The organism is Achromobacter aegrifaciens, from assembly GCF_902859965.1.
GTDB lineage: Bacteria > Pseudomonadota > Gammaproteobacteria > Burkholderiales > Burkholderiaceae_B > Achromobacter > Achromobacter aegrifaciens.
In genome coordinates this window covers 1,464,124-1,489,472 of sequence record NZ_CADIKO010000001.1, presented here as the reverse complement: position 1 = coordinate 1,489,472, position 25,349 = coordinate 1,464,124, and the positions used below count along the sequence as shown (strand labels likewise).

The window sequence follows — 25,349 nt, the reverse complement described above, 5'->3', positions numbered from 1 at the left end:
CGGCCGCGTGAGGCGCGGCTTTCCGTCTGGCCTAGACCACCGGCAACTGATTCGTCACGCAATGAATCCCGCCGCCGCCTGACGCAATGGCGTCGATATCCAGTTGCACCACCTTGCGCCCCGGATACAAACGCGCCAGCAGGTCGCGCGCCTTCGCGTCCGCTTCCGCATCGCCGAATTCCGGCGCGATGACGGCGCCGTTGATGACGAAGTAGTTGATGTAGCCCGCCGCGAAGTCGGAGTTGTCGCGCAGGAACTTGCTGCGCCGGGGCTTGAGCGGCGGGCTCATGGTGTGGATTTCCAGCGGCTTGCCGTCGGCATCCGTCGCGCGCCGGAGGATCTCCAGATGCTTGCGGGTCAGCGCGTAGTCGTAGGACTCGGGGTCCATGTCGAGGTTGGCGACGACGACGCCGGGCCGGGCGAAGCGGGCGTAGAAATCGACATGGGCGTCGGTGATGTCCTTACCCTTGATGCCGGGCAGCCAGATGATCTTGCGCAGGCCCAGGCAGCGCTTTAGTTCCTCTTCGACTTCCGCCTTGCTCCAGCCGGGGTTGCGGTTGGAATTGATCCAGCTGCTTTCGGTCATGATGCCGGTGCCGCGGCCATCGACTTCGATGCCGCCGCCTTCGCCAATCAGTTCGCTTTGCAGGTATTCGGTGTCGGTGACCTCGGTGGTTTCAGCGGCGATCTTGGCGTCGGCGGCGTGGCGCTGCTTGTTGCCCCAGCCGTTGAAGTTGAAGTCCACGCCGGTGGCCGCGCCCCGCCCGTCGAGCACGAAGTTGGCGCCGATGTCGCGCATCCAGATGTCGTCCAGGCGGGTTTCGACGAAGCTGACGTTGTCGGCGCCGCAATGGCGTTCGGCCAGGCTGCGTTCGCGGGCGCGGCAGAACACGGTGACGGGCTGGTGGGCGGCGATGGCGCGGGCGATGCGGCCGAGCGCGGCCTGGACGTCGGCGGTGAAGTCTTCCCAGATGGCGTCCTGGGCCCCGAAGGCGATGAAGGCGCGGGCCTGGGGCGCGCCTTCGTCGGGCATGTGCCACCGGGGCGCTGGCGCCGCCCGTGCGCCGGGGGCGAGCAGACCCAGGCCCAGCGAGGCGGCGGCCTGGACGCCCATGAGCGTGGCGGTGTGTTGGATGAGTTGGCGGCGGGTGGGCACGTCGGGCTCCTGGGATTCTGGAAGATCGATAAAAAATGGTTATGTTTGAGTCAAAGGTGCGCACCTCTTGAATTGCAGTGTATTTCCCGCCTGGCCGCGCGGACTAGCGATATATTTAGTGGAATTCTGATTAGCAGGGCTTATTGATATGCTCAAGCAATGGCCTCCCCTGAACGTGCTGCGCGGCTTCGAGGCGGCCGCCCGGCTGGGCAGCTTCCATAAAGCGGCTGACGAGCTGCATCTGACGCAGTCGGCGATCAGCCAGCAGGTGCGCAGCCTGGAGGACTATCTGGGCCAGCCGCTGTTTTTCCGCCAGGGGCGCGCCGTGTCGCTGACGGATGCGGGCTGGGATCTGCTGGGCACGACGCAGGCCATGCTGCAGCAGTTGGCAGCCGGCATCCGCAGGCTGGACCAGTATCGCAAGCCGAACCAGCTGATCGTGAACACCAGTCCGGCGTTTTCGCGGCACTGGCTGCTGCCCAGGCTGGAAGCCTTCCGCACCCTGCATCCCGAGGCGGACCTGTGGCTGTACACCAGCGATGCCGCGCCGGACATGGGCAAGCAGACCATAGACATCGCGCTGCGCGACGACCTGGGCCCACAGGCCGATTGCGCGTTCCGCGTGCTGGTCGAGGACCGCATGTATCCAGCCTGCCACCCTCGCCTGTTGGCGGCCGAGACGCGCGCCACGCTGCATGGCGAACGCGAGATGGATTGGAGCCATTGGGAAACGCAAGGCGGCGCCGACGTGGGCCAGCGCGGCCAGGGCATGAATTTTTCCGACCCTGGCCTGTTGCTGGATGCGGCGCGCGAGGGCCTGGGCATGGCGCTGGTCAGCAGCTTGCTGGCCGACCGCTCGCGCCGCGATGGCTCGCTGGCGGCGTTGACGGAGCAGACCGTGCGCGGTCCGAAATGGGCGTTGCTGGTGCATCGGGACAGCGAGGACGATCCGCTGACGCGCGCGTTCTGCGAGTGGGTGTCCGAAGAACTGGACGCGTCGCGCGAGGACGGCGGCGCGGCAGCCTAGGCCTTGTCTCTCAGGTTGCGATTTTCATCACGGTGTTAAGTTGTAGACCCATCGCCACATGCGGCGCATTCCAGAGCAAGAGATTCCTCGATGTCCCATTTGCAATCTACGCGTCCCGTCGCGCTGGTCACGGGCTCTACCTCCGGCATAGGCGAGGCCATTGCCCGCCGCCTGTCGCGGGACGGTTATGCGGTGGTCGTGCATTCACGCCGTTCGGCTGAAGCCGGCCATGCCTTGGCGCGCGAGCTGGGCGATGCTGTCTACGTGCAGGCGGATCTGGCGAACGATGCCGACCGGGTCCGGCTGGTCCGGGAAGCCGTCGCGGCATGGGGGCGGCTGGACGTGCTGGTCAACAACGCTGGAATCAGCCAAGTCATTCCCCATGCGGACCTGGCCGCGGCCACGCCGGACATCTGGCATGCATTGCATGAGGTCAATGTGGTGGCGCCGTTTCGCCTGGTGGCCGAAGCGCAGGCCGCGTTGCAAGCGGCGGCGGCGCATGGCCGGCCGGCTTGCGTGATCAACGTGAGTTCGCACGCGGGTCTCCGGCCCAAAGGCGCTTCCATTCCCTATGCGGCGACCAAGGCGGCGCTCAATCATGTGACGCGCTTGCTCGCGCTTTCGCTGGCGCCGCATATCCGCGTGAATGCGGTTGCGCCGGGCCTGGTGGACACGCCGATGACGGCCGATTGGACGCAGGCGCAAGCCTTGTGGCGCGACAAGGCGCCGATGCGCCGGGCGGCCAGTCCGGAGGATATCGCGCAGGCGGTCGCCATGCTGGCCGCGTCGGACTATCTGACCGGCGAAATCCTGCTGTCCGATGGTGGCTTGAATCTCACGTAGCAGCACAAGCCGCGCGGGCATCGCAGCCGTTGGGAAGCCGGCTTGCGCGCCCGGCTGGCAGCAACGCCGGCCTTACTTCTCCGCGTACTTCTTGCTGGCTGTGTCGTAGGCGTAGACGACGGCATCGCCCGCGCCCAGTTGGCGGGTCTTGTCCGGGCCGGCGATTTCTGTGCCGCTGCGTTTGACGGTCACGCGCGGCATGTCGCTGCCGCCATGCGCGGAGAAGACCAGTTCGCCCGAGCTGGCCACGCAAGGCATGACGTCGCCTTCGGCGCAGGCCGCGCTATTGTCTTCGCCGGTATTGATGCTGCCCACATAGGTCCAGCCCGCGCCTTCGTCCGGACCCGCCGGATTGAAGACCAGCAGCGCGTAGCCGCTGAAGCTGATGCCGTTGTCGAAGCCTTCGGTGGGCACGGCCAGCAGCAGCTTGCCGGCGGGCGTGCGGTATTCCACCGGCTTGCGGCGGGTGTCGACGTCTTCCGGTTTTTCGTAGGCGCCGAACTCGCCGACCGAGTGCTTCATGCCGCGGAACTTCCAGGGACGTTCGGGCGTGGCGCCGGTCAGCGTGTACGTGGCTTCGGCCAAGTTGACCTGAGTGCCGGGCCCGACCTCGTCTTCGCCCGGCTTGCCGTAGCGTTCGCGCGTGTCCCAGGTGAAGCCGGTGTAGTAGCGCGTGCCGCCCAGTTCGAAGGCATGGCCGAACCAGAAGGTGGCGATGCTGCCGTTGGCGACTTCGTAGGAATCGGCGCCCTTGCCGTCGATCTGGTAGATGGAATACATCACCGTCGGCGCATCGGGCGGCGCGATGGCGGCGGCCTGGGCGGTGGGCGGCAGCGCCGCCGCGCTGGTGGATTCGGCGGCGGTTGCGGCGGGGCCGGACATGGCGGCCAGGGCGGATGCCAGCAGGCCGGCCATGGCCGTGCGGCGCAGGCGGCCGCGGATGCTGGAGTGGGAACTGGCGCTCAGAGTGGTTTTCATGTTTTGGACAGCTTCTTGTGGGCCTGTGGCCGGATGTCGTTCTTGGTCCTGATGGCGGCATGCCATTGTGTGCGGCGTCATGCTAATGGGCTGTCGTTGCGGGCGCCGGACAACAATTTGCCAATTGTGTCGGACTGCAAAGTTGAGATGCTTATGCGGTCTGACTTGACATGCTACGTGAGAGCGGGAGGTCGTGGCGAGTCGGCTAGACCTGACGAATGCACAGACTACTAGCGTGATTAAGCGGCTTCTGACAGGAGTGTTGTACGTGCTCCTGGCCTTGGCCTTGCCTCATGTCTACGGCACCAGACGGTGCTTCTGTGTTATGAAGCTGTGGTTCTCAACGCTTATCCGAAACATCCTTTTGATGCCATACTCTTCGAAAGACTCAGCTTATGGACCGGTTGTGGTGCTACGAGGCCAACACAAAGGAAGAATAGGCTATTACGATGACGACACATCACACCGTGGAAGGCGATGCGCGGTTGTCATGTTTGCATCTCCACTTATTGCACCGTACCACTCCTATATCCCCATCCATTATCTTGACGCTCCAAATACGCAGCAACTGATGGCACGGTTCGACAAGTTGCTTAGGCTGTTGTCACCATACTATGGTGATGCCGTTCAAGGAGATGCTCGAGTAGAAGTTCTGGAAGAGTTTACCTACGTGTCTACGTTGCTCAATGATCGTATGTTCTCTGCTCAGTTTGAAAAGGGGCCGAAAGGCGCCAGAGTATTCATCTCACACTCTTCGACTGACAAGAGTTTTGTCCGTGGCCTTGCGGTCGACCTTTCTGCGCTTGGTCATCAACCCTGGCTTGACGAATGGGAAATACTTGCTGGAGAGTCGATCGTTGAAAGGGTGGGTGCTGGAGTCGAAGACGCAGACTTGGTGATCGTAGTTCTTTCACGACATGCAATAGCATCTCAGTGGGTAGAAAACGAATGGCAGGCCAAGTACTGGACGGAGGTGCGCGAGCGAAGGGTGGCAGTCATCCCTGTCGTTATCGACGACTGCGAAATTCCAATCCTGCTTCGCACGAAGAAGTACGTAGATTTTAGAGAGAACTATGCGTCAGCCTTGGAACTATTGTCTAAGTCTATTGCTGCGCACTATGGAAAAAAGCTAGCGGGATAACTTTTTCGAGTCAAAACGGGCACTGCTATCGCAGTGCCCATACCTGGCGCTTTCTCTCAGTACGTCGCCCGCAGATTCAGCATCACGCTGCGCGGCTCGCCGTAGTAGTTCGAACCATACGCTGCCCACACGCGCTGGTAATAGACCTTGTCGAACAGGTTGTTCACCGTCAGCGTGCCTTCCAGGTGCTTGTTGAAGCGGTAGCCGGCTTGCGCGGACACGGTGGTGTACGGACGCTGCTCGAACTTCACCGGGCCGTTCAGGCGGTACATGCTGCTGACGCTGCGCACGCCCGCGCCCAGCGACAGGCCTTCCAGCGTGCCGGTGGCGAAGGTGTACTTGGTCCACAGGTTGAAGGTGTGGCGCGGCGTGATGAAGGCGTACTGCTGCGACTTCTGTTCTTCCGTTCCCTTCAGGGTCTTGGTGGTGGTGTAGGCGTAGCCGGCGGTGATGTCCCAGCCTGGCGCGGGGCTGCCGCTGATTTCGGCCTCGAAGCCCTGGCTGCGCATCTTGCCTGCGGCCATGGAGAACAGCGGATTGTTCGGGTCCGTCATCGAGCGGTTCTCGTCTTCCATGCGGAACAGCGCGGCGTGGCCGTTCAGGCGCTTGTCCAGGAATTCGCCCTTCAGGCCGATCTCGAACTGCTTGCCGGTGCGCGGGTCCAGCAGCTGGCCGTTGACGTCGGTGACGGTCTGCGGCGTGAAGATGCTGGTGTAGCTGGCGTAGGCCGACAACTGCTCGTTCAGGTCCACCACCAGGCCCAGATAGGGCGTGAACTTGCCGTTGATCTTGTCGCTGGTGTTGGTGAACTGGTTGAAGTACGCGTTGCGGTTTTGCGTGCGGTTTTCCCACCAGGTGAAGCGGCCGCCAGCGATGATGGTGGCCGCGTCGGTCACGCGCAGATTGGTGCGCGCATACAGGCCGTACTGGTCGGTCTTGCTGTCGTTGCCGTTGGTGAACTGGTAGTCCGGCTTGGGGATGTTGTTGTTGGGGTGGTAGAGGTTGGTGTCGGCGTTGTCGCCGCCGCCGTAGCGGAAGTTCTTGTGGACGTTGCGGTAGTCGGCGCCCACGGTGAGCTCGTGCTGGCGGCCGAAGGCTTCAAAGGGCGTGGCGACGAAGGCGTCCAGGCCGTAGGTCTTCCAGTTGCTGCGGTACTTCCAGCTGACGAGGCAGGTGTCGCCGGTGATCGGGTCCACTGCGCAGTCGGACCAGCCGAACTCGCGGCTGGGCTCGTCCTGTTCGCGGTAGATGCCGCTGACCTTGATGCGTCCGCCATTGGCCAGGCGGTGGTCCACGTCGGCGAAGTACTCGGTGACTTCCTCGGTGATGTGGTTCCAGCTGGGGTCCAGGTTGGTGGAACGGCGCACGTCCAGCAAGCGGCCGTCGGTGTAGCCGGGCAGGCCGAAGAAGGGGCGGCCCTTGTATTGCTGGTAGGTGGCGCCGGCGGTCAGGACGGTGTCGGGCGTCAGGTCGAAGCTCAGGGTGCCGTAGAACAGCGGCTTCTCGGTGTACACGCCGTCGACGAAGGATTTGCGGTCGTCATAGGACGCCACCAGGCGGCCGCGCAGGCGCCCGTCGCTGTCCAAAGGGCCGGTGATGTCGGCCTCGGTGTAATAGCGGTCCCAGGAGCCCGTCATGACCTGGCCGCTGAAGGCGAATTCCTTTTGCGCGCGCTTGCGCACCAGGTTCACGGTACCGCCGGGATCGCCCGCGCCCTGGTACAGACCCGAAGGTCCGCGCAGCACTTCGATGTGGTCGTAGATGGCCAGTCCGAAGCCCGAGGACAGGTCGTTGCCGGTGCTGGCCGGCGTGTTCACGCCGTCGACCTGGATCGTGTCCAGCGCATAGCCGCGTGAGTAGAAGTTGCCATGGTTGCCGCCGATGCTGCCCGCTTCCACCGTGATGCCGGTGACGGTGCGCATGGCGTCGTCCAGCGTGGTCAGGTTCTGGTCGTCCAGCAGCTGGCGCGTCACCACCGAGACCGATTGCGGGATCTCGCGCAGGCTTTGCGCGTTCTTGCCGATGGTGACGGCGGGGGCGGTGTAGGACCCCGTGCCTTCGGTGACGGTGAGGTCGCGGCCGGTGACCGTCACGGGCGCCAGGGTGGTGGCATCGCCGGTGGATGCGTCGGCCGGCCGCCGCACCACGAAGCCCGAGCCGCTCTGCACGGCCACCAGGCCGCTGCGCGCCAGCAGGCGGTTCAACGCGACCTGCGGCGTCATGGAGCCGGATACGGCGGGGGCGCTCAGGCCGGCCACGACGTCGGGGCTGAACAGCACCTGCAGCTGCGCCTGCCGGCCCAACGCCACCAGCGCGTCGGCCAGGCTGCCGGCGGGCAGGTCGAAGCTTTGCGCGACGGCGCTTTGCGCATGGGCCGCGGATGGCGCCAGCGCCTGGACCGCCAGCGCGGCGCTCATGGACAGCGCGCACAGCAGCGCGTAACGGCCGGCGCTCAGCCGACGATGAAAATGGCGTTGCGCCATGGACTTTCCCCAGTCTGGAAGTGGATCTTCAACTGGGGAAGACGCGCCAGCCGCCAAAACCCGAACCTGTCTAATTAAAAATAATTCTTAATTCTTGTCTTCAGCGGCTGCCGATCACCGCGGCGCCGTCCGGCCGCCGGTTTACCGTCACCGGCAACAGGCCGGGCAGCATGTCCAGGACGGCGTCCGGCTGGCGCAGATCCAGCGTGCCGGACAGGCGCAAGCCCCGGGCGCGCTCGTCGGCGAAGCGCAGCGGCGTGTCGCGGTACAGGGCCAGGTAGCCGGCCAGCTGCTGCAAGGTGGCGTCGTGCATCACCGCCACGCCGCCCTGCCAGGCGCCGATCTCGCTGGCGGGCACCTGCTGGCGGCGCAACAGCCGCGCGTCGGCGCGCGACAGCAGCACCGTGTCGCCGGCCTGAAGCGTCTGCGCGGCGGGCGCGTTGGCGCCTTGGGCGTTCAGTCTGACTTCGCCGCTGCGCACACCGACCTGCAGCACGTCGGGCAGCAGCAGCACGTTGAACTCGGTGCCGATGTCGCGCAGTTCCGCGTCGCCCGCGGCCACGATCAGCGGCCGGCGGTCGGGGGCGGCATCGATGTAGACCTCGCCGCCCTCGACGCGGATATGGCGTTCGGCCATCGTGTAGCGCACGGTCACGCGGGTGCCGACGTTGGCATGCAGCCGGGTGCCGTCGGGCAGGTCCAGGTTGCGGGTCTGGGTGGACGCGTTGGCCACGGATTCGTAGCTGATGGGCACGTACTGGTAGGCGGCGGCCGCGATCAGCAGCATCGCGGCCAGCGCACCGCCCCAGCGCAGGAAGGCGGGGCGCCGCGTCGGCGCTGACCACGCGCGGGGCGGGGACTGCGGCCGGCTGCGCGACGGATTCTGCGTGTGGTTGGCCGGCTGCGAGTGCACCCGGGCGGAGTCCGGGCGCGGCAGCGCCGCCATGTCCTCCCACACCAGCTCGAGCCGCTCGTACTCCCGCCGATGTTCGGGCGAGGCTTGCAGCCAGGACTGGAAGGACTGTTCGGCGCTGGCGTCGGACGCGCGTTCCCGGCGGCGCATGAACCATGCGCTCGCGGCCTCTTCGACAGCGGACAAAGGTAGGGATCGGGTCATGGCGTTTCGCCGTGGACACGGCGCTTGCAGTGCGCCAGCGCCAGTTGCAGGTGCTTCTCGACCGCCCGCACACTGATGCCCATGTGGTCGGCGATGTCCTCGCAACGGAGCTCATCATACCGATAAAGCAGGAAGGCCTCGCGCTGGCGCGGCGGCATCTCGTCGATGGCGGCCTGCAGCAGGCGCAGGCGCTGGCTGGCGTCGGCGCGCGCTTCGGGTTGCAGGCCGGCGGGGGCAGCCAGGCCGACTGCCGTGGGCTCGAAACCCTGGTCGTCCAGGCTGGCCACCACATGTTCATCGCGCACGCTCTCGCGGCGCCAATGGTCGCGCAGCAGGTTGCGGGCGATCTCGTACAGATAGGCGCGCGGCTTCTCCGGCGGCGTGGCGCCGTCATGCGCCGCCAGCCATTTGGCGAAGGTCTCCTGCGCCAGGTCCTGGGCGGCCTCGGGCGAACGCTTGAGCTGGCGGTTCAGGAAACCGACCAGCTCCGCGTTCCACGCCTTGTACGCCTCGGCGATCACGCCGAAGAACCGCTCCCCCATGATGCCCCTAGGCTATGTCCGCTGCGCGCTCTGTGAAGCTGGCGCTTAGGCATGGCTTCAATTAAATGATAATGATTCTTATTGTATCAACAATATCGGACGGTGTGCCGAGGTGCCATGGACACCTCCTGCAAGAGATAGCTCGGGTAATTCAGGAAAAGTTGCAAGCATGACGGGGCGGGGGGACACCTCCAGAATAGAGCGATTTGCCTTAGGCATACGGAGAGATCGCCGAGGGTTTCGATGCGATGTCGAATGCGCGCGCGGGCAAGCACACCTTGCGCACCCACGAAGTAGAGTTCAAGCCTGCACCGGATGTGACCGCCGAAGAGCTGCTGGCGCTGCGCGAGCGCCTGCATCTGTCTCGCCAGGTGTTCGCTCGTTACTTGCGGACCAATCCCCGAACGCTCGAAAACTGGGAGCAAGGCCGAGCCAAGCCGAACGCGCAGGCCGCGCTATTGATTCGCCTGGTCGAGAAGTATCCAGACACCGTGGAGCGGCTTGCGGCTGTGTGAGCGTCCTTTGTCTTGCCCTGCATGAAAGCGGATCTGCCGGCTCTCTGATGTAGCAATCCGCGCGTGGCGGTTTAAGGACACGTCCGTCCGCACTCGGCGGCCTGCGGCCCCGGGATCTTCCCTCGCATTGAAAGCGCCCTGTCTCCGGGTGCAGCGTCGCCGTGTCATCTGCGTCGGCCGTGCACCCATCTTCCCGATGGGCGTCCGCGTTTCCACAACCATCGTTGTTTCACGCTTCCTAATGTCGACTATTAGATTTGCTTAAGTTGCCCGTATTTTTTGACCCCTCATTCCGGCATTCTTAGCATCACTGATAGGAGACACCATGGGCGCACTAAAAAACGATTCCAGCCTGGACATCCGCATGCTGCGCATCTTCGCGGCGGTGGCGGCGGCCGATAGTTTGTCGGCGGCGGCGCAAGCCTTGAACATCACGCAGTCGGCCGTGTCGCAGACGATCTCTCAGATCGAGAGCACGCTGGGCATGCGCGTGCTGGACCGGTCGCGCAGGCCATACCGGCTGACGCCGGCGGGGGTGACCTTGTACCGCCAGTCGCGGCAGATCGTGGATGACGTGGATCGGCTGATTTCGCAGGTGCGCGAGGCGGACCTGATGAACCGGCCGGCCATCCGGATCGGCATGATTGATTCCTTCGCCGCGACCACCGGTCCAGCCATCGTCAAGCGGCTGACGCAGAGCGCCAGCCAGGTGCTGGTGTGGTCCGGGCTGGCCTACGGCCACGCGCAGGCGCTGCTGAACCGGCAGGTCGACATCATCGTCACCACCGACGCCTTGGACGACGTGGATGGGTTGGCGCGGCGCGCCATCCTGACCGAGCCCTTTGCGCTGGTGGTGCCGGCGGCGCGCGCCGACGAGTTTGCGCGCATGGACCTGCGCCAAGTGGCCCAGGCCGCGCCCTTCATACGCTTCAGCGGCCGCTCGCACTTCGGCGCCATGATCGAACGTCATCTGCGCCGCTGCAGCGTGACCGCGCCGCCGTTCCTGGAGATCGACACCAGCGACGTGGTCATGGCGATGATCGCGGCCAATCTGGGTTGGGCGCTGATGACGCCGCTGTGCCTGTTGCAGGGACGTTCGTGGCTGGATCAGGTGGCGGTGTTGCCGTTGCCGGGACCGGGCCTGGCGCGCACGCTGCACCAGGTGTCGCGGCAGGACGAATTCGAGGAGATGGCCGACATGTTCTGGCAGATCAGCCGCAAGGCGCTGGAGACGGAAATCTTCCCGCAGGTAAGCGCGCATTTGCCCTGGCTCGGGCGGCAGATGCGGCTTTGTTGACCCGGCGGGAAACGCCTGGGCAAGACGCCACGCTTTCGCGAGGCGCCGCGCGCAGCCGGTTTTTCGCCGCAGGATAGCCCGACGACAAAAAGGAGAAGGACATGCAGGAGACTAGACGCAGATTCATCCAAGGCGCCGCCCTGAGCGCCGCAGCCTTGGCGCTGCCGATGGCAGGACGGGCCTGGGCCGCGCAAGCGCAGGCCGTGCGCTATGGCGGCTCGGCGTGGCTGGGCCACTACCCAGCCTGGCTGGCCATCCAGGCCGGCTACTTCAAGAATGAAGGGCTGGACGTAGGCTGGGAGTCTTTCGGCACGACCTCGGCACGCGTCAGCGCCCTGCTGTCGGGCAATATCGACATGGCGGTCACCGCCGCACCCGCTGCGCTGGCGGTGATGGCGCGGGGTTCGCGCCATTTCGCCATCATCGGCGTGCCTGAGAACTTCGGCCGGGTCGAAGGGTTGATCGTGCGCGACGGCGTGCAAAGCATGCAAGACCTGAAGGGCAAGAAGGTCGGCGTCACGTTCGCCTCCAGCGCGCACCTGCTGGTGCTCAATCTGCTGGACCAGGCGGGCCTGAAGGCGGACAAGGACGTCACCGTGCTGAATGTGCCCGCGCCGGAAATGCCGGCGGCCTTCAAGGCAGGCCAGATCGACGCGGCAGCGGCGTGGACGCCGCAGTTCAACGCCATTCGCGCCATGCCGGGCGCGCGCATGCTGGCCGACGATACGCAGTTCTCGCTCTACAAGGAATACGGCGTCACGCCGGGGCCGGACGTGCTGGTTGCGCGCCGCGCATTCCTGGACAAGCACCCCGAAGCCGTCAAGCGCTTCCTCAAGGCGTATTTCCGCGCCAACGAGCAGTTGCGCGCGCAGCCGGACAGCACGGTGGCCGCCTTGACGGAACTGACCAAACTTACCGCTGCCGACCAGCTGGAAATGGTCAAGGGCGCCGATTGGTATGCCGCGTCGGAACAAGGGCCGCTGCTGGCGCCGGGCAGCAAGTACATCGATGGCTTGCAGAAGCTGGCGGAAATGATGGTGCGCTACGGACAGATCGACAAGGCACCAGCTGTACGCGATTGGGTTGATCCCGCCTACCTGTAACTGCGAAGGCGTCCACACCGATACGCCTGCGGGCGCATGCCGCCCGCCCTTCTTTCTGTCAGGAATTGAACGATGAATGCATCAAACCGTCAGCGTCGTCCGGACCTGCTGCTGATCAGCAGCGTGTCCGTGATCGTGCTGCTGCTGTTCTGGGAAGGCGTCTGCCGCCTGCAATGGGTGGATCCGCTATTCCTGCCGCCGCCCTCGTCCGTCTTCGCCCGCCTGGCCGGCATGTGGGAGCAAGGCGCGCTAATGGGCCACATCCTGGCGTCCGCGCGCCGGGTCATGGTGGGCTTTGCCGCCGCCACGGCGCTGGCGATTCCGCTGGGAATTTTCCTGGGCACCTCGCTGCGCGCCCGTGCCGCCTTCGACCCCATCCTGTCCTTCCTGCGGCCGCTGCCCTCGATGAGCTGGATTCCGCTGTCGCTGCTGTGGTTCGGTATTACCGAAACGCAGAAGTACAGCATCGTGTTCATGGGCACCTTCGCGCCGGCGCTGTTGTACGTGATCGAAGCCACGCGCAACATCGACCCACTGCTGATCCGCGCCGCTCGCAACCTGGGCGCCAGCGGTCCGCAAGTGATGCGCATGGTGATCCTGCCGGCCAGCCTGCCGCAGATCTTCAGCGGCTTCAAGGTGATCCTGGGCCTGTCGTGGACCTGCGTCATTTCCGCCGAACTGGTTGCCGCGAAGGAAGGCCTGGGCTTTCTCATCATGAACGGCAAGGAGTTCTTCCAGACCGACACCGTGGTGCTGGGCATGGCGCTCATCAGCGTCACCGTGCTGGTGACCGACGTGGTCTTCCGAGTCATTGAAAACAGGGTGTTGGCATGGTCGCGATAAACCACGAAGCAAACAATACGATGATATCGATCGAAGGCATTTCCAAGTCGTTCGGTTCCTTTCACGCCTTGCAGGGCGTGGACCTGCAGGTCAAGCGCGGCGAGTTCCTGGTGGTGTTGGGCGCGTCGGGTTGCGGCAAGTCCACGCTGCTCAACCTGATCACCGGATTCGAAAAACCCAGCGCCGGACGCATCGTGGTCAATGGCCGCGAAGTGCGCGACGTGGATCCGCACTGCGGCATGGTGTTCCAGCAGTACGCCTTGTTCCCATGGCTGACCGTGGCCGAGAACGTGGCCTTTGGCCTGAAGCTCAAGGGCGTTCCCGCTTCGGAACGTCGCGCGACGGCGCAGAAGTTCATCGAGATGGTGGGGCTGAAGGGCTTCGAGGACGCCTATCCCAAGGCCCTGTCCGGCGGCATGCGCCAGCGCGTGTCCATCGCCCGGGTGCTGGCCAACGATCCCGACGTCATCTTGCTGGACGAACCCTTTGCCGCGCTGGACGCCATGACCCGCCAGGTGCTGCAGGAAGAGTTGACCCGCATTTACGAACGCAGCGGCAAGACCATCATCTTCATCACCCACTCCATCGACGAGGCTCTGCTGCTGTCCAACCGCATGGTCATCATGAGCGCGCGGCCGGGCCGCGTCGCCTGCGACATCCCCAACGATCTCCCCTATCCGCGCAATGCCGACGCGCAGCTTTCGCCGCGCTACATCGAGCTCAAGTCGCAGATCTGGGGCATCGTGCAGAACGAAGTCATGCGCAGCCTGCAGGCGCGCGCAGACCAATGATCCGCCAACCGCAACACTGAACCCATCATGTCTCACCCATCAGGGCAACCGCAGACTTATCCTCAATACCAGAGCGGCTCGGGCTGGAACGCCATGCTGCCCAAGCGCGCGCCATGCGCCGCTGCGCCGCCGCATGCGCGCTTCAAGCACGTGATCATCGGTGCCGGCTACACCGGCCTGGCGGCTGCGCGCCGGCTGGCCGAATTGCAGCCCCAGGAGCGCATCCTGGTGCTGGACGCCACCGCAGCCGGCGAAGGCTCCGCAGGGCGCAATTCCGGCTTTCTGATCAACCTGCCGCACAACACCCGCATGAGCGGCCACCACAGTCCGCTGCAGGTCGCGCGCAAGCAGATCGCGATGTACCAGTCCGGACTGGACTGGCTGGCGGAATTGGCGGAACGGGGCGGATTCGACTGCGGCTGGGATGTCGCGGGCAAGTACCACGCTGCGGCCACGCAGCTTGGCCGCAGCACGCTGAACGCGTCGCTGGCGCAGTACCGCGATTGGGGCGTCGCGTACACCGAATTGGATCGGGATGCCTTGCGAGAACAACTGGGCACCAGCTATTACGAGTTCGGATACCACTCGATGAACAACGTCTTCGTGCAGCCAGCCGCGCTGATACGAGGTCTGGCCGACACGCTCCCTGAAAACGTCTGGCTCATGGAGAACAATCCTGTGCTGGCGGTCGGCGGCGCAGGCCCCTACACGGTGCGCACGCGCGGCGGCGAATTCACTGCCGACAACGTGGTCCTGGCCAATAATGCCTTCGCGCGCAAGCTGGGTTTCCTGCGCAGCCGCCTCGTCACCATCTTTACCTACGCTGGCGTCACGCCCGTGCTGAGTCCGACGCAGCAGGCGCTGCTGGGCCAGCGCGACCAGTGGGGCGTCATCCCGGCCAATCGCCTGGGCACCACGCTGCGTCGCATCCGCGGCGGCCGTTTCATGGTGCGCAGCGCCTATTCCTATGAAGCCGAGCAGCCCCTGGATCGCATGGAGCAGTTGCTGCGCGATTCGTTCCAGCGCCGCTATCCCGAACTGGCATCGCATGACTTTGAGTACGTCTGGAGCGGATCCACGGCACTGACGGGCAATGGCGCGTCCTTCGTGGGCCAGGTGCGGCCGGGCCTGTACGCCTCGGTCGGTTGCAACGGCGCGGGCGTGATCAAGGGCACCATCTACGGCAAACTGCTGGCCGAGCAGATCGCGGGCAGGCGCAGCCCGATGCTCGACGACCTGGAAGCGTTCGAGCGGCCGAACTGGCTGCCGCCCGATCCGCTGCGGCGGATCGGCGTGATGATCGCGATCGCCAGCCAGGCGAAGAAGGCAGGGCTGGAGCGCTGAGCTGGCCGATGCACGGCGCGGACGCGCCGCGTCAGGACGCGTGGATGGTTTTCAACTTGCGCAGTTCGGGGAACCACCGCATCCACAATCCTGCCACCGCCATGGTGCCTACCCCGCCGATCACCACCGCGGGTACAGCGCCGAACGCCGCGGCCATGACGCCGGATTCGAATTCGCCCAGCTGGTTCGAGGCGCCGATGAATAGCGTGTTCACCGCGCTCACGCGGCCCAGCATATGGTCGGGCGTATTCAGCTGCACCAGGGACGAACGCACCACCACGCTGACCGCGTCCGCCGCGCCCAGCACCACCAGCGCGCCGATGGACAACGGGATCGAGGTCGACAGGCCGAACACCGTGGTAGCCAGTCCGAACAGGATCAACGCGCCGAACAGCAGCCGGCCCACGTGCTCGCCCAGGCTCAGGCGCGCCAGCGTCAATGACATCAGTGCGGCGCCGCAGGCGGGGGCGGCGCGCAGCGCGCCCAGCGCCCAGGGACCGGCGTTGAGGATGTCCTTGGCGAAGATGGGTAGCAAGGCCGTGGCCCCGCCCAGCAGCACGGCGAACAGGTCCAGCGACAAGGTGCCCAGCAGCAGGCGCCGCTGGAAGATGAAGGTGATGCCGGCGAACAGCGTGCGCCAGGTGGTCGGTTCCTTGCGCGGCGGCGCGCGTTCGATGACGAGCGTGGCGATGGACGCGAAGGCCGACAGGTACAGGGCCGCCGCCACGCAATAGATCCACCCTGCCCCCAGCCCGTAGCCGACGCCGCCCAGCGCAGGACCCGCGATCTGCGCGATCTGGCCGCCGGAGGACGCCAGCGCGGTCGCGCGCGGCAACCACTCGCGCGGCACCACGGCTGGGATCAACGTGGCCAGGGTCGGTGCCTCAAAGGCGCGGGCCGAACTCATGATGATGATGGTGGCGTAGATCAGCGTCTTGCCGCCCACGCCATGCAGGGCCGCGATCGCCAGCACCAGCGTGGCCAGCGCTTCCAGCGCCATGCACACCGCCACGATCTTGCGGCGGTCATAGCGGTCGGCCACATGGCCCACCACCAGGGTCAGGACCGCCATGGGCAGGAACTGCGCCAGGCCGATCAGCCCCAGGTCCAGCGCGCTGCCGCTCAGCGCATAGATCTGCCAACCCACCGCGACCGAAACGATCTGAAAGGCCAGCGACGCGCCGATGCGCGCGAACAGGTAATGCAGGAAGGCGGGGCGTTGAAGCGGACTGGGAGAGTCGGGGGCAGGCATGGAGGATGGCGCGATGGGCGCGCGACGGGCGCCGGACCCCGCATTCTAGGGACAAGTCGCTGACGGGAAACTAAGAGCGGCTCATGTGTCCCCGGCCGGGCCCGCCGTCACGCCTTGGGCCAATACGTCCCAAAGCTCCACAAATTGCCTTCCGGATCGCGGCAGGCGAACTCGCGGCTGCCGTAGGCCGTGTCGTACGGTGGGGTTTCGATGGTGGCGCCCGAGGCCTGGACCTGCGTATGCAAGGCGTCCGGATCGTCCACGGCCAGATACAGCGCGTCGGTGCGGCGTCCTTGCAGGTCGCCCACCAGCTTGCCGTGGGCGTCGTCGCGGTCCGGGCCCAGCATCAGCATGGAACTGCCATAGGCCAATTCCGCATGTTGCACGGCGCCGTCGTCGCGGTAGACGGCGTGCTCGGTGAACCCCAGCACGCCGGTCAGCCAGCGGATCATCGCATCTGCGTCGCGGCAGCGCAGGGTCGGAAACAGGCGGGGCGCCGCCGATTCGGGTGACTTGGCACTCATCATGGGTACTCCCGTGGATAAGCAGGAGCGCCCATGATGCACCCGCGGGCGGCGCGGAGGATGACGATTTTGTTACTGCGCGCCTGGCTACTCGCCGATGGCGACCAGCTCGGCTCCTTCCGCCACCTGATCGCCCACGCCGTAGAACACTTCCGAGACCTTGCCGTCGGCGGGCGCGGAAATGGTGTGCTCCATCTTCATGGCTTCCATCACCAGCAGCGGCTGGCCCTTTTCCACGGTGTCGCCAGCCTTGACCGAGATCGAGATGATCTTGCCGGGCATGGGAGCCGTAAGGCCGCCGCCGTGTTCGCCCTGGGTGTCCTGCGAATGCGCCAGGGGATCGTACAGGTCCAGCACGTGCACGCCGCCTTCGCCGAAGACGTGGGCTTTTTCGGCGTGCAGCACGACGGTGCCGGCGCTTTCATGGCCGTCCAGCGTGATGCGCAGGCCATAGGCCAGGTTGGGGTTGGCGCTGGCGTGGGCGCGCCACAGGAAGGCTTGCGGGCCCGTGCCGCTGTCCAGGGTCCAGGCGCCGCCTTGGCGGGCGACGGTGACGTGGCGGGTCTCGCCGTTGTCCACCCATTGCAGCTGGCGCTGGTAGCGGCCGCCCAGGCGCCAGCCATCGCGCGAGTCCCAGGGATCGGCGGGCTGCTTGCCGCCAGCTGTGCCCGGCTGCGCCAGGCCCTGGCGCACCAGCACGGCGGCGCAGGCCAGCGCCAGCGTGGCGGGACTGGCGGCCTGGGGTTCGGGCAGCAGCGTGGCGCGCTGGCGCTCGATCAGGCCGGTGTCCAGGTCCGCCGCGGCGAAGGCGCTGTCCTGCATCAGGCGCGACAGGAAGGCCACGTTGGTCTGCACGCCCACGGCCTGCGTCTGGGCCAGCGCTTGCAGCATGCGGGCGCGGGCCTGGTCGCGGTCGGCGCCGTGCACGATCAGCTTGGCGATCATGGGGTCGTAGAACGGCGTGATGGTGTCGCCCATGCGCACGCCGCCATCGACCCGGATGTCGCCGTTGGCGAACGCCGTGTGCGCCGGCAGGCCCAGGTAGGCCAGGGTGCCGATGGATGGCAGGAAGCCCTTTTCCGGATTCTCGGCGTAGATGCGGGCCTCGATGGCGTGGCCCTGGATGCGCAGGTCTTCCTGGCGCGCGGGCAGCGGCTGGCCGGCGGCCACGCGCAGTTGCCATTCGACCAGGTCGTGGCCCGTGATCATTTCGGTGACCGGGTGCTCGACCTGCAGGCGCGTGTTCATTTCCATGAAGTAGAACCGGCCGTCGGGTTCGGCGATGAACTCCACCGTGCCCGCACCCACGTAGCCCACGGCGCGCGCGGCGGCCACGGCGGCTTCGCCCATGGCGCGGCGGCGCTCTTCGGTCATGCCGGGCGCGGGCGCTTCCTCGATCACCTTCTGGTGGCGGCGCTGAACCGAGCAATCGCGCTCGAACAGGTAGACGCAGTTGCCATGCGTGTCGGCGAACACCTGGATTTCGATGTGGCGCGGCTTCTGCAGATAGCGTTCGATCAGCACGCGGTCGTCGCCGAAGCTGGAGGCGGCCTCGCGCTGGCAGGAGGCCAGGGCGTCGAGGAACGCGCCCGACGATTCGACCACGCGCATGCCCTTGCCGCCGCCGCCGGCGCTGGCCTTGATCAGCACGGGGTAGCCGATGGCGTCGGCCTGGGTCTTGAGGAATTGCGGGTCCTGGTTGTCGCCGTGGTAGCCAGGCACCAGCGGCACGCCGGCCTTTTCCATCAACGACTTGGCGGCGGACTTGCTGCCCATGGCGGCGATGGCGGAGGCCGGCGGGCCGACAAAGGCGATGCCGGCTTTTTCGGCGGCTTCGGCAAAGGCTTCGTTCTCGGAGAGGAAGCCGTAGCCGGGGTGGATGGCGCCCGCGCCGGTATCGCGCGCGGCTTGCAGGATGGCGTCGGCGCGCAGGTAGCTGGCGCGCGGCTCCGAGCCGCCGATGTACACGGCCTGGTCGCAGGCGGCGACGTGGCGGGCGTTGGCGTCGGCGTCGGAATACACCGCGACGGTGCGGATGCCCATGCGGCGGGCGGTGGCGGCCACGCGGCAGGCGATTTCACCGCGGTTGGCAATCAGCAAAGTGTCGAACATGGATGTCATCCAGGCTGAAATTATTCTTGGGCTGCAATGGGGGCGGCCATGCCGTCCTACATGCGGAACACGCCGAACTTGGTGTCCTCGATGGGCGCGTTCAAGGCCGCCGACAAGGCCAGGCCCAGCACGCGGCGCGTGTCGGCCGGGGCGATGATGCCGTCGTCCCACAGCCGCGCGGTGGCGTAGTAGGGATGGCCTTCGCGTTCGTACTGTTCGCGGATCGGCGCCTTGAAGGCGGTTTCCTCATCGGCCGACCACTGACCGCCGCGGGCCTCGATGCCGTCGCGCTTGACCGTGGCCAGGACGCTCGCGGCCTGTTCGCCGCCCATGACCGAGATGCGGGCGTTGGGCCACATGAACAGCATGCGCGGCGAATAGGCGCGGCCGCACATGCCGTAGTTGCCAGCGCCGAACGAACCGCCGATCAGCACGGTGAACTTGGGCACGTTGGCGGTGGCCACCGCCGTCACCATCTTGGCGCCGTGGCGGGCGATGCCTTCGTTTTCGTACTTGCGGCCGACCATGAAGCCGGTGATGTTCTGCAGGAACACCAGCGGGATCTTGCGCTGCGCGCACAGTTCGATGAAGTGCGCGCCCTTCTGCGCGGACTCCGAGAACAGGATGCCGTTGTTGGCCACGATGCCCACGGGCATACCGTGGATGTGGGCGAAGCCGGTGACCAGCGTGGGGCCGAAGCGCGCCTTGAATTCGTCGAATTCGGAGCCGTCCACGATGCGCGCGATGACCTCGCGCACGTCATAGGGCTTGCGCGTGTCGGCGGGAATGATGCCGTTGAGTTCGCTGGGGTCGTAACGCGGCTCGCGCACGGGGATGGTCGCCAGCGGCTGCGGCTTCCTGCGGTTCAGGCGCGCGACGGCGTTGCGCGCCAGTTGCAACGCATGCATGTCGTTGGCGGCCAGGTGGTCGACCACGCCGGACAGGCGCGTGTGCACGTCGCCGCCGCCCAGGTCCTCGGCGCTGACTTCTTCGCCGGTGGCGGCCTTCACCAGCGGCGGGCCGCCCAGGAAGATGGTGCCCTGGTTTTTGACGATGATGGACTCGTCGCTCATGGCGGGCACGTAGGCGCCGCCGGCGGTGCAGGAGCCCATCACCACGGCGATCTGCGAAATGCCCTGCGCGGACATCTGCGCCTGGTTGTAGAAGATGCGGCCGAAGTGTTCGCGGTCGGGGAAGACCTCGTCCTGCTGCGGCAGGTTGGCGCCGCCCGAATCCACCAGGTAGACGCAGGGCAGATGGTTCTGCGCGGCGATTTCCTGCGCGCGCAGATGCTTCTTGACCGTCATCGGGTAGTAGGTGCCGCCCTTGACCGTGGCGTCGTTGCAGACGATCACGCATTCCGTGCCGGCCACGCGGCCGATGCCGGTGATGACGCCCGCGCCGGGGGCTTCGCCGCCGTACATGCCGTGAGCCGCCATCGGCGATAGTTCCAGGAACGGCGTGCCCGGATCGATCAGGTGCTCGACGCGGTCGCGCGGCAGCAGCTTGCCGCGCGCCACGTGCTTGGCGCGCGCGGCTTCGCTGCCGCCCAGCGCGGTATGGGCCAGTTGCTGATTCAGATCGTCCAGCTGCGCCTGCATGGCCTGCGCATTGTCGGTGTAGTCCTGCGACCGCGGATTGATGCGGGATTCGATGATGGGCATGGGGTTCCACCCGTCCTGCTTGTTGGAAATTTGAAGGCGCTCGTGGAGCGGTTTGTCTCGCTGCCCGGTGGGCCGGGCATTCTTGTCGGTTAGGGGCACCGAAGAGGGATTTCGTTGCGCCTTTCCTGTACGGCGCGCGACCGACCCGTCGCGCTACGACGCCATGCAAGAAAGGCGCAGCGGAATCCATCGAAAACCGGGAGGCCGAAGCCTCCCGGCGTTACGTCAGACCATCTCGATCGCCATGGCGACGGCTTCGCCGCCGCCGATGCACAGCGTGGCTACGCCGCGCTTGCCGCCGGTCTTGCGCAGCGCGCCGACCAGGGTGGCCATCAGGCGGGCGCCGGACGCGCCGATCGGGTGGCCCAGGGCGGTGGCGCCGCCGTGGACGTTGACCTTGTCATGCGGCAGCTTGAAGTCGGCCATGGCAGCCATGGTGACCACCGCGAAGGCTTCGTTGATTTCGTAGAGGTCCACGTCCTCGGCCTTCCAGCCGGTCTTGGCGAACAGGTTCTTCAGCGCGCCCACGGGGGCGGTGGTGAACCAGTTCGGCTCTTGCGAGTGCTGGCTGTGGGCGACGATGCGGGCCAGGGGCTTGACGCCCAGCTTTTCCGCGGTGGAGGCGCGCATCAGCACCATGGCGGCGGCGCCGTCGGAGATCGACGAGGAGTTGGCGGCGGTGACGGTGCCGTCCTTCTTGAAGGCGGGCTTGAGGGTGGGGATCTTTTCCGGCATGGCCTTGGTGGGGGCTTCGTCGGTGTCGATCACGGTGTCGCCCTTGCGGCCGGCCACGGTCACGGGGGCGATTTCCCACTTGAAGCTGCCGTCTTCCGACGCGGCGCGGGCGCGGCGCAGCGATTCCAGCGAGAACGCGTCCTGCTGTTCGCGGGTGAAGGAATACTTGGCGGCGCAGTCCTCGGCGAATACGCCCATGGCCTTGCCCTTGTCGTAGGCGTCTTCCAGGCCGTCCAGCGCCATGTGGTCATACACGGTGTTGTGGCCGTAGCGGTAGCCCTGGCGGCCCTTGAGCAGCAGGTAGGGCGCGTTGCTCATGCTTTCCTGGCCGCCGGCGACGACGATGTTGGCGCTGCCCGCGGCCAGCAGGTCATGGCCGAACATGGCGGCCTTCAGGCCCGAACCGCAGACCTTGTGGATGGTGGTGCAAGCCACGCCCAGCGGCAGGCCGGCGCCCAGCGCTGCCTGGCGCGCCGGGGCCTGGCCCTGGCCGGCCTGCAGCACGTTGCCCATGATGACTTCTTCGACTTGCTCGGGCTTGATGCCGGCGCGTTCGACGGCGGCCTTGATGGCGATCGAGCCCAGCTCGTGCGCGGCCAGGCCGGACAAGGCGCCCAGCATGCCGCCCATGGGCGTGCGGGCGACGGAAACGATGACGATGGGATCTGACATGGCTAGCTCCTGTGAGGGTCGGGACAGCTCTGGGGTTACGAGGCCGCGGGTTCGCCCGTAGGGCGTTCCGGACGCAGGCGTCTGTCCGTATCGTAAGGGAAAAATTCTTCAATCCGGCCCTGCGCCACATGGGCGCGGCAGGCCTGCCACCACTCCGGTTCCAGCAGGTCGGAATGGTGACGCATGAAGGCGCCGCGCACGCGCGGGTCGCCTAGCAGAAAGCGTCCGAATTCTTCGGGAAAGACATCATTCGGACCGATGGCATACCAGGGTTCGGAAGCCAGCTCCGCCTCTTCGTTGGGAGCGGGCGGAATGCGCCGGAAATTCATTTCTGTCATGCGCTGGATTTCGTCGTAATCGTAGAAAACGACCCGGCCCAGGCGCGTGACGCCGAAGTTCTTGTAGAGCATGTCCCCGGGGAAAATATTGGCCGCCGCCAGTTGGCGGATGGCGTCCCCGTATTCGCGCACGGCCGGGTCCAGCAGCGCATCCGACGCCTGGCGCAGGTAGATGTTCAGCGGGGTCATGCGCCGTTCGATGTAGACATGGCGGATGACCACCGTGTCGCCGGTTTCCTCTATCAGGCTGGGCACCAGCCGGCGCAATTCTTCCAGCAGCGCGGGTGCAAAGCGCGCGCGCGGCAGCGCCACCTGTGAGTATTCCCAGGTGTCGGCCATGCGGCCGACGCGATCGTGCAGCTTCACCATCTGGTACTTGCGGCGCACGGTGGCATGGTCCATGCCGTCCTTGTCGATGCGGTCCTTGATGAGCTTGAACACGTAGGGATAGGACGGCAGCGTGAACACGCACATCACCATGCCCTTGATGCCGGGGGCGATGTCGAAGGCGTCGCGCGAATGGGCCAGGTGGTGCAGGAAGTCGCGGTAGAACAGCGTCTTGCCCTGCTTCTGCAGGCCGATCATGGTGTATAGCTCGGCCTTGGGCTTGCGCGGCAGCAGGCTGGACAGGAAATTCACCACCGCGGCCGGCGTTTCCATGTCCACCAGGAAATAGGCGCGAGTGAAGCTGAACAGCGTGCTCAGGTCGTCGGCGCCCAGCAGCAGCGCGTCCAGCACGACCTGGCCCGCCGGGTTGCGCATCAGCGCCACCGCAAAGGGATACACCGTGCCCTGGTTGATCAAGCGGCCGACGATGTAGGCGCCCTTGTTGCGGAAGAACAGCGAGCCCAGCGCGTGGATCTGGCAGTCGCTGGCGATGCGGCGGCCGACGTGGCGCGGCAGTATCGCGCGCAACTGCTTGACCGCGGCGCGCGCCAGCAGCCGGGTGTCGCGGGGCAGGTCTTCGAAGGGCAGCGCCAGCCCGAAGTCCGCCACCATGCGGATCAGGCTTTTTTCCAGCCCGTCGGTGGCGGGGTAATACACCCGGTACGAGGGGATGCTGCTGTCCAGGTAGTCGGTGGCGATGGCCGGGCGGACGAACAGGAAGGCGTTGTGGAAATAATCGCGGTGCAGGATGCGGCACGACACCGAGTTGAAAAACGTCTCGGCGCATTCGGGCTGGCGGTGGTCGCCCAGCAGGCCCACGAATTCCTGTTTGATCTGCTGCCAGAACGCGGTCTGCTCGTCGCTCAGGTTGGGTGCTGCGCTACCGTTGGCGCCCACCGCGCCTTCGGGGCGGCCGCGCAGCACGCCTTCCAGTTGGGTGGCGCATTCGCGCACCCGCATGTCGTAGTACTCGATGCGTTCGCGCGACAGGCGCTGGATGCCGTGCCAGTCGCCGGATTCGAACAGCGCCTTGGCGCGCTGGGCGCTGTAGCGGAACAGCGCGTAATGGCGGTCGAAGCCCGCCAGGATCAGCCGTGCGACGTCCAGCGGCGAGGGGCCCGGAGCGGGCGCCTGCTCGATGTGCTGGACGTCGGACATGCGGATCATGGCGGCGTCGCTCAGGCGGTTTCGTTGAACAGTTCGCGGCCGATCAGCATGCGGCGGATTTCGCTGGTGCCGGCGCCGATTTCGTACAGCTTGGCGTCGCGCCACAGGCGGCCCACCGGGTATTCGTTGATGTAGCCGTTGCCGCCCAGGATCTGCACGCCCTCGCCGGCCATCCAGGTGGCTTTCTCGGCGGTGTACAGGATCAGCGCGGCGCAGTCCTTGCGCACCTGGCGCACGTGCTCGGCGCCCAGGCGGTCCAGGTTCTTGCCGACCTGGTAGCAGAAGGCGCGGCTGGCCTGCAGCGTGGTGTACAGGTCCGCGACCTTGCCCTGGATCAGCTGGAATTCGCCGATGGCCTGGCCGAACTGCTTGCGGTCATGGATATAGGGGACGACCACGTCCATCACGGCCTGCATGATGCCCACCGGGCCGCCAGACAGCACCGCGCGTTCGTAGTCCAGGCCGCTCATCAGCACCTTGACGCCGCCGTTGACCTGGCCCAGCACGTTCTCTTCCGGGATTTCGCAGTCCTGGAACACCAGTTCGCCGGTATGGCTGCCGCGCATGCCCAGCTTGTCCAGCTTTTGCGCCACGGAAAAGCCCTTGAAGCCCTTTTCCACCAGGAAGGCGGTAATGCCGCGCTGGTGCGCCTCGGGATCGGTCTTGGCGTAGACCACCAGGGTGTCGGCGTCCGGGCCGTTGGTGATCCACATCTTGGTGCCGTTCAGCACGTAGCGGTCGCCCTTCTTGTCGGCGCGCAGCTTCATGCTGACCACGTCGGAACCGGCGCCCGGCTCGCTCATGGCCAGGGCGCCCACGTGTTCGCCAGAAATCAGCTTGGGCAGGTACCTGGCTTTCTGGGCGGCGGTGCCGTTGCGGTTGATCTGGTTGACGCACAGATTGGAGTGCGCGCCGTAGGAAAGGCCGATGGAGGCGCTGGCGCGGGAGATTTCCTCCATCACGACCATATGGGCCAGATAGCCCATGTTGGCGCCGCCATATTCCTCGTCGGCCGTCATGCCCAGCACGCCGAGTTCGCCGAATTTGCGCCAGAGGTCCATGGGGAACTGGTCGCTGCGGTCGACTTCTGCGGCGCGCGGCGCGATCTCGGCCAGTGCGAAATTACGCACCGCGTCGCGCAGCATGTCCAGATCTTCGCCCAGGTCGAAGTTCAGGCCGGGAAGGTTCATCGCTGTCTCCGTGATAGTAGGTACTTACTATTTTGTGGGCGCCCGTGTCCGGCGCCAGCTTGCCGCGCGTGGCTCATGATGCGCCGATCGGCCATCGCCGCGCAATGATGCACTGCAAATATTACGTT

General features: G+C 65.9%; 21 protein-coding genes. 9 read left to right on the top strand and 12 right to left on the bottom strand.

Annotation, left to right across the window (positions count from 1 at the left end; translation table 11 throughout):
• Positions 1–31: 31 nt before the first annotated feature.
• A complete protein-coding gene (locus HV793_RS06915; RefSeq protein ID WP_175212895.1) occupies positions 32–1,156 on the bottom strand; it encodes an agmatine deiminase family protein in 1,125 nt (374 codons plus the stop codon).
• Positions 1,157–1,304: 148 nt separating this feature from the next.
• On the opposite strand from HV793_RS06915, the gene HV793_RS06910 reads away from it, so the two are divergent.
• A complete protein-coding gene (locus HV793_RS06910) occupies positions 1,305–2,183 on the top strand; it encodes a LysR substrate-binding domain-containing protein (RefSeq protein WP_119449828.1) in 879 nt (292 codons plus the stop codon).
• Positions 2,184–2,273: 90 nt separating this feature from the next.
• Entirely contained in the window at positions 2,274–3,026 is a 753-nt protein-coding gene (locus tag HV793_RS06905; RefSeq protein ID WP_175212894.1) for an SDR family NAD(P)-dependent oxidoreductase, read from the top strand.
• A gap of 72 nt (positions 3,027–3,098) precedes the next feature.
• On the opposite strand, the gene HV793_RS06900 is transcribed toward HV793_RS06905, so the two are convergent.
• Positions 3,099–4,004: a hypothetical protein gene (locus tag HV793_RS06900; protein WP_175212893.1), complete on the bottom strand. Its 906-nt coding sequence runs from the start codon at positions 4,002–4,004 to the stop codon at positions 3,099–3,101.
• Positions 4,005–4,575: 571 nt separating this feature from the next.
• On the opposite strand from HV793_RS06900, the gene HV793_RS06895 reads away from it, so the two are divergent.
• The gene (locus HV793_RS06895; RefSeq protein ID WP_175212892.1) at positions 4,576–5,145 is read left to right on the top strand and encodes a toll/interleukin-1 receptor domain-containing protein; all 570 of its coding nucleotides are present in this window, start codon (positions 4,576–4,578) and stop codon (positions 5,143–5,145) included.
• A gap of 56 nt (positions 5,146–5,201) precedes the next feature.
• On the opposite strand, the gene HV793_RS06890 is transcribed toward HV793_RS06895, so the two are convergent.
• From HV793_RS06890 to HV793_RS06880, 3 genes are all read right to left on the bottom strand, one after another.
• Complete coding sequence (locus HV793_RS06890) at positions 5,202–7,628, bottom strand: TonB-dependent siderophore receptor (protein ID WP_119449830.1); 2,427 nt, start codon at positions 7,626–7,628, stop codon at positions 5,202–5,204.
• Between the two features lie 100 nt (positions 7,629–7,728).
• Entirely contained in the window at positions 7,729–8,745 is a 1,017-nt protein-coding gene (locus HV793_RS06885; RefSeq protein WP_175212891.1) for a FecR family protein, read from the bottom strand.
• Positions 8,742–9,287, bottom strand: a complete 546-nt coding sequence (locus tag HV793_RS06880; protein ID WP_054455634.1) for an RNA polymerase sigma factor — start codon at positions 9,285–9,287, stop codon at positions 8,742–8,744. The genes HV793_RS06885 and HV793_RS06880 overlap by 4 nt, the downstream gene beginning before the upstream one ends.
• A 248-nt stretch (positions 9,288–9,535) precedes the next feature.
• On the opposite strand from HV793_RS06880, the gene HV793_RS06875 reads away from it, so the two are divergent.
• The 6 genes from HV793_RS06875 (at position 9,536) to HV793_RS06850 (ending at position 15,180) form a co-directional block, all read left to right on the top strand.
• Positions 9,536–9,802 carry a helix-turn-helix domain-containing protein gene (locus HV793_RS06875; protein ID WP_175212890.1) on the top strand — a complete coding sequence of 89 codons (267 nt, stop codon included), beginning with the start codon at positions 9,536–9,538 and terminating at the stop codon, positions 9,800–9,802.
• Positions 9,803–10,127: 325 nt separating this feature from the next.
• Positions 10,128–11,099, top strand: coding sequence for a LysR family transcriptional regulator (locus HV793_RS06870; protein WP_175212889.1), 972 nt, complete (start codon positions 10,128–10,130; stop codon positions 11,097–11,099).
• A gap of 101 nt (positions 11,100–11,200) precedes the next feature.
• A complete protein-coding gene (locus HV793_RS06865) occupies positions 11,201–12,202 on the top strand; it encodes an ABC transporter substrate-binding protein (protein ID WP_175212888.1) in 1,002 nt (333 codons plus the stop codon).
• 72 nt (positions 12,203–12,274) lie between these two features.
• A complete protein-coding gene (locus HV793_RS06860; RefSeq protein ID WP_059376592.1) occupies positions 12,275–13,045 on the top strand; it encodes an ABC transporter permease in 771 nt (256 codons plus the stop codon).
• Between the two features lie 20 nt (positions 13,046–13,065).
• Entirely contained in the window at positions 13,066–13,836 is a 771-nt protein-coding gene (locus HV793_RS06855) for an ABC transporter ATP-binding protein (RefSeq protein WP_370539838.1), read from the top strand.
• A gap of 27 nt (positions 13,837–13,863) precedes the next feature.
• Entirely contained in the window at positions 13,864–15,180 is a 1,317-nt protein-coding gene (locus HV793_RS06850) for an NAD(P)/FAD-dependent oxidoreductase (RefSeq protein ID WP_175212886.1), read from the top strand.
• Positions 15,181–15,211: 31 nt separating this feature from the next.
• On the opposite strand, the gene HV793_RS06845 is transcribed toward HV793_RS06850, so the two are convergent.
• From HV793_RS06845 to HV793_RS06815, 7 genes are all read right to left on the bottom strand, one after another.
• Positions 15,212–16,432 (bottom strand): MFS transporter, encoded by a 1,221-nt coding sequence (locus tag HV793_RS06845; protein ID WP_175212885.1) that lies wholly within the window; start codon positions 16,430–16,432, stop codon positions 15,212–15,214.
• 107 nt (positions 16,433–16,539) lie between these two features.
• Positions 16,540–16,959, bottom strand: a complete 420-nt coding sequence (locus tag HV793_RS06840; RefSeq protein WP_225589257.1) for a VOC family protein — start codon at positions 16,957–16,959, stop codon at positions 16,540–16,542.
• An 84-nt stretch (positions 16,960–17,043) separates the two neighbouring features.
• Positions 17,044–19,068, bottom strand: coding sequence for an acetyl/propionyl/methylcrotonyl-CoA carboxylase subunit alpha (locus HV793_RS06835; RefSeq protein ID WP_175163094.1), 2,025 nt, complete (start codon positions 19,066–19,068; stop codon positions 17,044–17,046).
• Between the two features lie 56 nt (positions 19,069–19,124).
• Positions 19,125–20,732 (bottom strand): carboxyl transferase domain-containing protein, encoded by a 1,608-nt coding sequence (locus tag HV793_RS06830; protein WP_175212884.1) that lies wholly within the window; start codon positions 20,730–20,732, stop codon positions 19,125–19,127.
• Between the two features lie 225 nt (positions 20,733–20,957).
• A complete protein-coding gene (locus HV793_RS06825) occupies positions 20,958–22,139 on the bottom strand; it encodes an acetyl-CoA C-acetyltransferase (protein ID WP_054455626.1) in 1,182 nt (393 codons plus the stop codon).
• A 35-nt stretch (positions 22,140–22,174) separates the two neighbouring features.
• Positions 22,175–24,031, bottom strand: coding sequence for a bifunctional isocitrate dehydrogenase kinase/phosphatase (gene aceK, locus HV793_RS06820; protein ID WP_054455624.1), 1,857 nt, complete (start codon positions 24,029–24,031; stop codon positions 22,175–22,177).
• An 11-nt stretch (positions 24,032–24,042) separates the two neighbouring features.
• Complete coding sequence (locus HV793_RS06815; RefSeq protein WP_125471016.1) at positions 24,043–25,221, bottom strand: isovaleryl-CoA dehydrogenase; 1,179 nt, start codon at positions 25,219–25,221, stop codon at positions 24,043–24,045.
• Positions 25,222–25,349: the final 128 nt, after the last annotated feature.

Excerpts from the sequence above, each read along its gene's own strand:
- HV793_RS06830 (WP_175212884.1), bottom strand. The coding sequence starts at position 20,732 with ATGCCCATCATCGAATCCCGCATCAATCCGCGGTCGCAGGACTACACC.
- HV793_RS06890 (WP_119449830.1), bottom strand. The coding sequence starts at position 7,628 with ATGGCGCAACGCCATTTTCATCGTCGGCTGAGCGCCGGCCGTTACGCG.
- HV793_RS06815 (WP_125471016.1), bottom strand. The coding sequence starts at position 25,221 with ATGAACCTTCCCGGCCTGAACTTCGACCTGGGCGAAGATCTGGACATG.
- HV793_RS06845 (WP_175212885.1), bottom strand. The coding sequence starts at position 16,432 with ATGCCTGCCCCCGACTCTCCCAGTCCGCTTCAACGCCCCGCCTTCCTG.
- HV793_RS06860 (WP_059376592.1), top strand. The coding sequence starts at position 12,275 with ATGAATGCATCAAACCGTCAGCGTCGTCCGGACCTGCTGCTGATCAGC.
- HV793_RS06835 (WP_175163094.1), bottom strand. The coding sequence starts at position 19,068 with ATGTTCGACACTTTGCTGATTGCCAACCGCGGTGAAATCGCCTGCCGC.
- HV793_RS06875 (WP_175212890.1), top strand. The coding sequence starts at position 9,536 with ATGTCGAATGCGCGCGCGGGCAAGCACACCTTGCGCACCCACGAAGTA.
- HV793_RS06825 (WP_054455626.1), bottom strand. The coding sequence starts at position 22,139 with ATGTCAGATCCCATCGTCATCGTTTCCGTCGCCCGCACGCCCATGGGC.
- HV793_RS06855 (WP_370539838.1), top strand. The coding sequence starts at position 13,066 with ATGATATCGATCGAAGGCATTTCCAAGTCGTTCGGTTCCTTTCACGCC.
- HV793_RS06900 (WP_175212893.1), bottom strand. The coding sequence starts at position 4,004 with ATGAAAACCACTCTGAGCGCCAGTTCCCACTCCAGCATCCGCGGCCGC.
- HV793_RS06905 (WP_175212894.1), top strand. The coding sequence starts at position 2,274 with ATGTCCCATTTGCAATCTACGCGTCCCGTCGCGCTGGTCACGGGCTCT.
- HV793_RS06865 (WP_175212888.1), top strand. The coding sequence starts at position 11,201 with ATGCAGGAGACTAGACGCAGATTCATCCAAGGCGCCGCCCTGAGCGCC.
- HV793_RS06880 (WP_054455634.1), bottom strand. The coding sequence starts at position 9,287 with ATGGGGGAGCGGTTCTTCGGCGTGATCGCCGAGGCGTACAAGGCGTGG.
- aceK (WP_054455624.1), bottom strand. The coding sequence starts at position 24,031 with ATGATCCGCATGTCCGACGTCCAGCACATCGAGCAGGCGCCCGCTCCG.
- HV793_RS06895 (WP_175212892.1), top strand. The coding sequence starts at position 4,576 with ATGGCACGGTTCGACAAGTTGCTTAGGCTGTTGTCACCATACTATGGT.
- HV793_RS06885 (WP_175212891.1), bottom strand. The coding sequence starts at position 8,745 with ATGACCCGATCCCTACCTTTGTCCGCTGTCGAAGAGGCCGCGAGCGCA.
- HV793_RS06910 (WP_119449828.1), top strand. The coding sequence starts at position 1,305 with ATGCTCAAGCAATGGCCTCCCCTGAACGTGCTGCGCGGCTTCGAGGCG.
- HV793_RS06840 (WP_225589257.1), bottom strand. The coding sequence starts at position 16,959 with ATGATGAGTGCCAAGTCACCCGAATCGGCGGCGCCCCGCCTGTTTCCG.
- HV793_RS06870 (WP_175212889.1), top strand. The coding sequence starts at position 10,128 with ATGGGCGCACTAAAAAACGATTCCAGCCTGGACATCCGCATGCTGCGC.
- HV793_RS06850 (WP_175212886.1), top strand. The coding sequence starts at position 13,864 with ATGTCTCACCCATCAGGGCAACCGCAGACTTATCCTCAATACCAGAGC.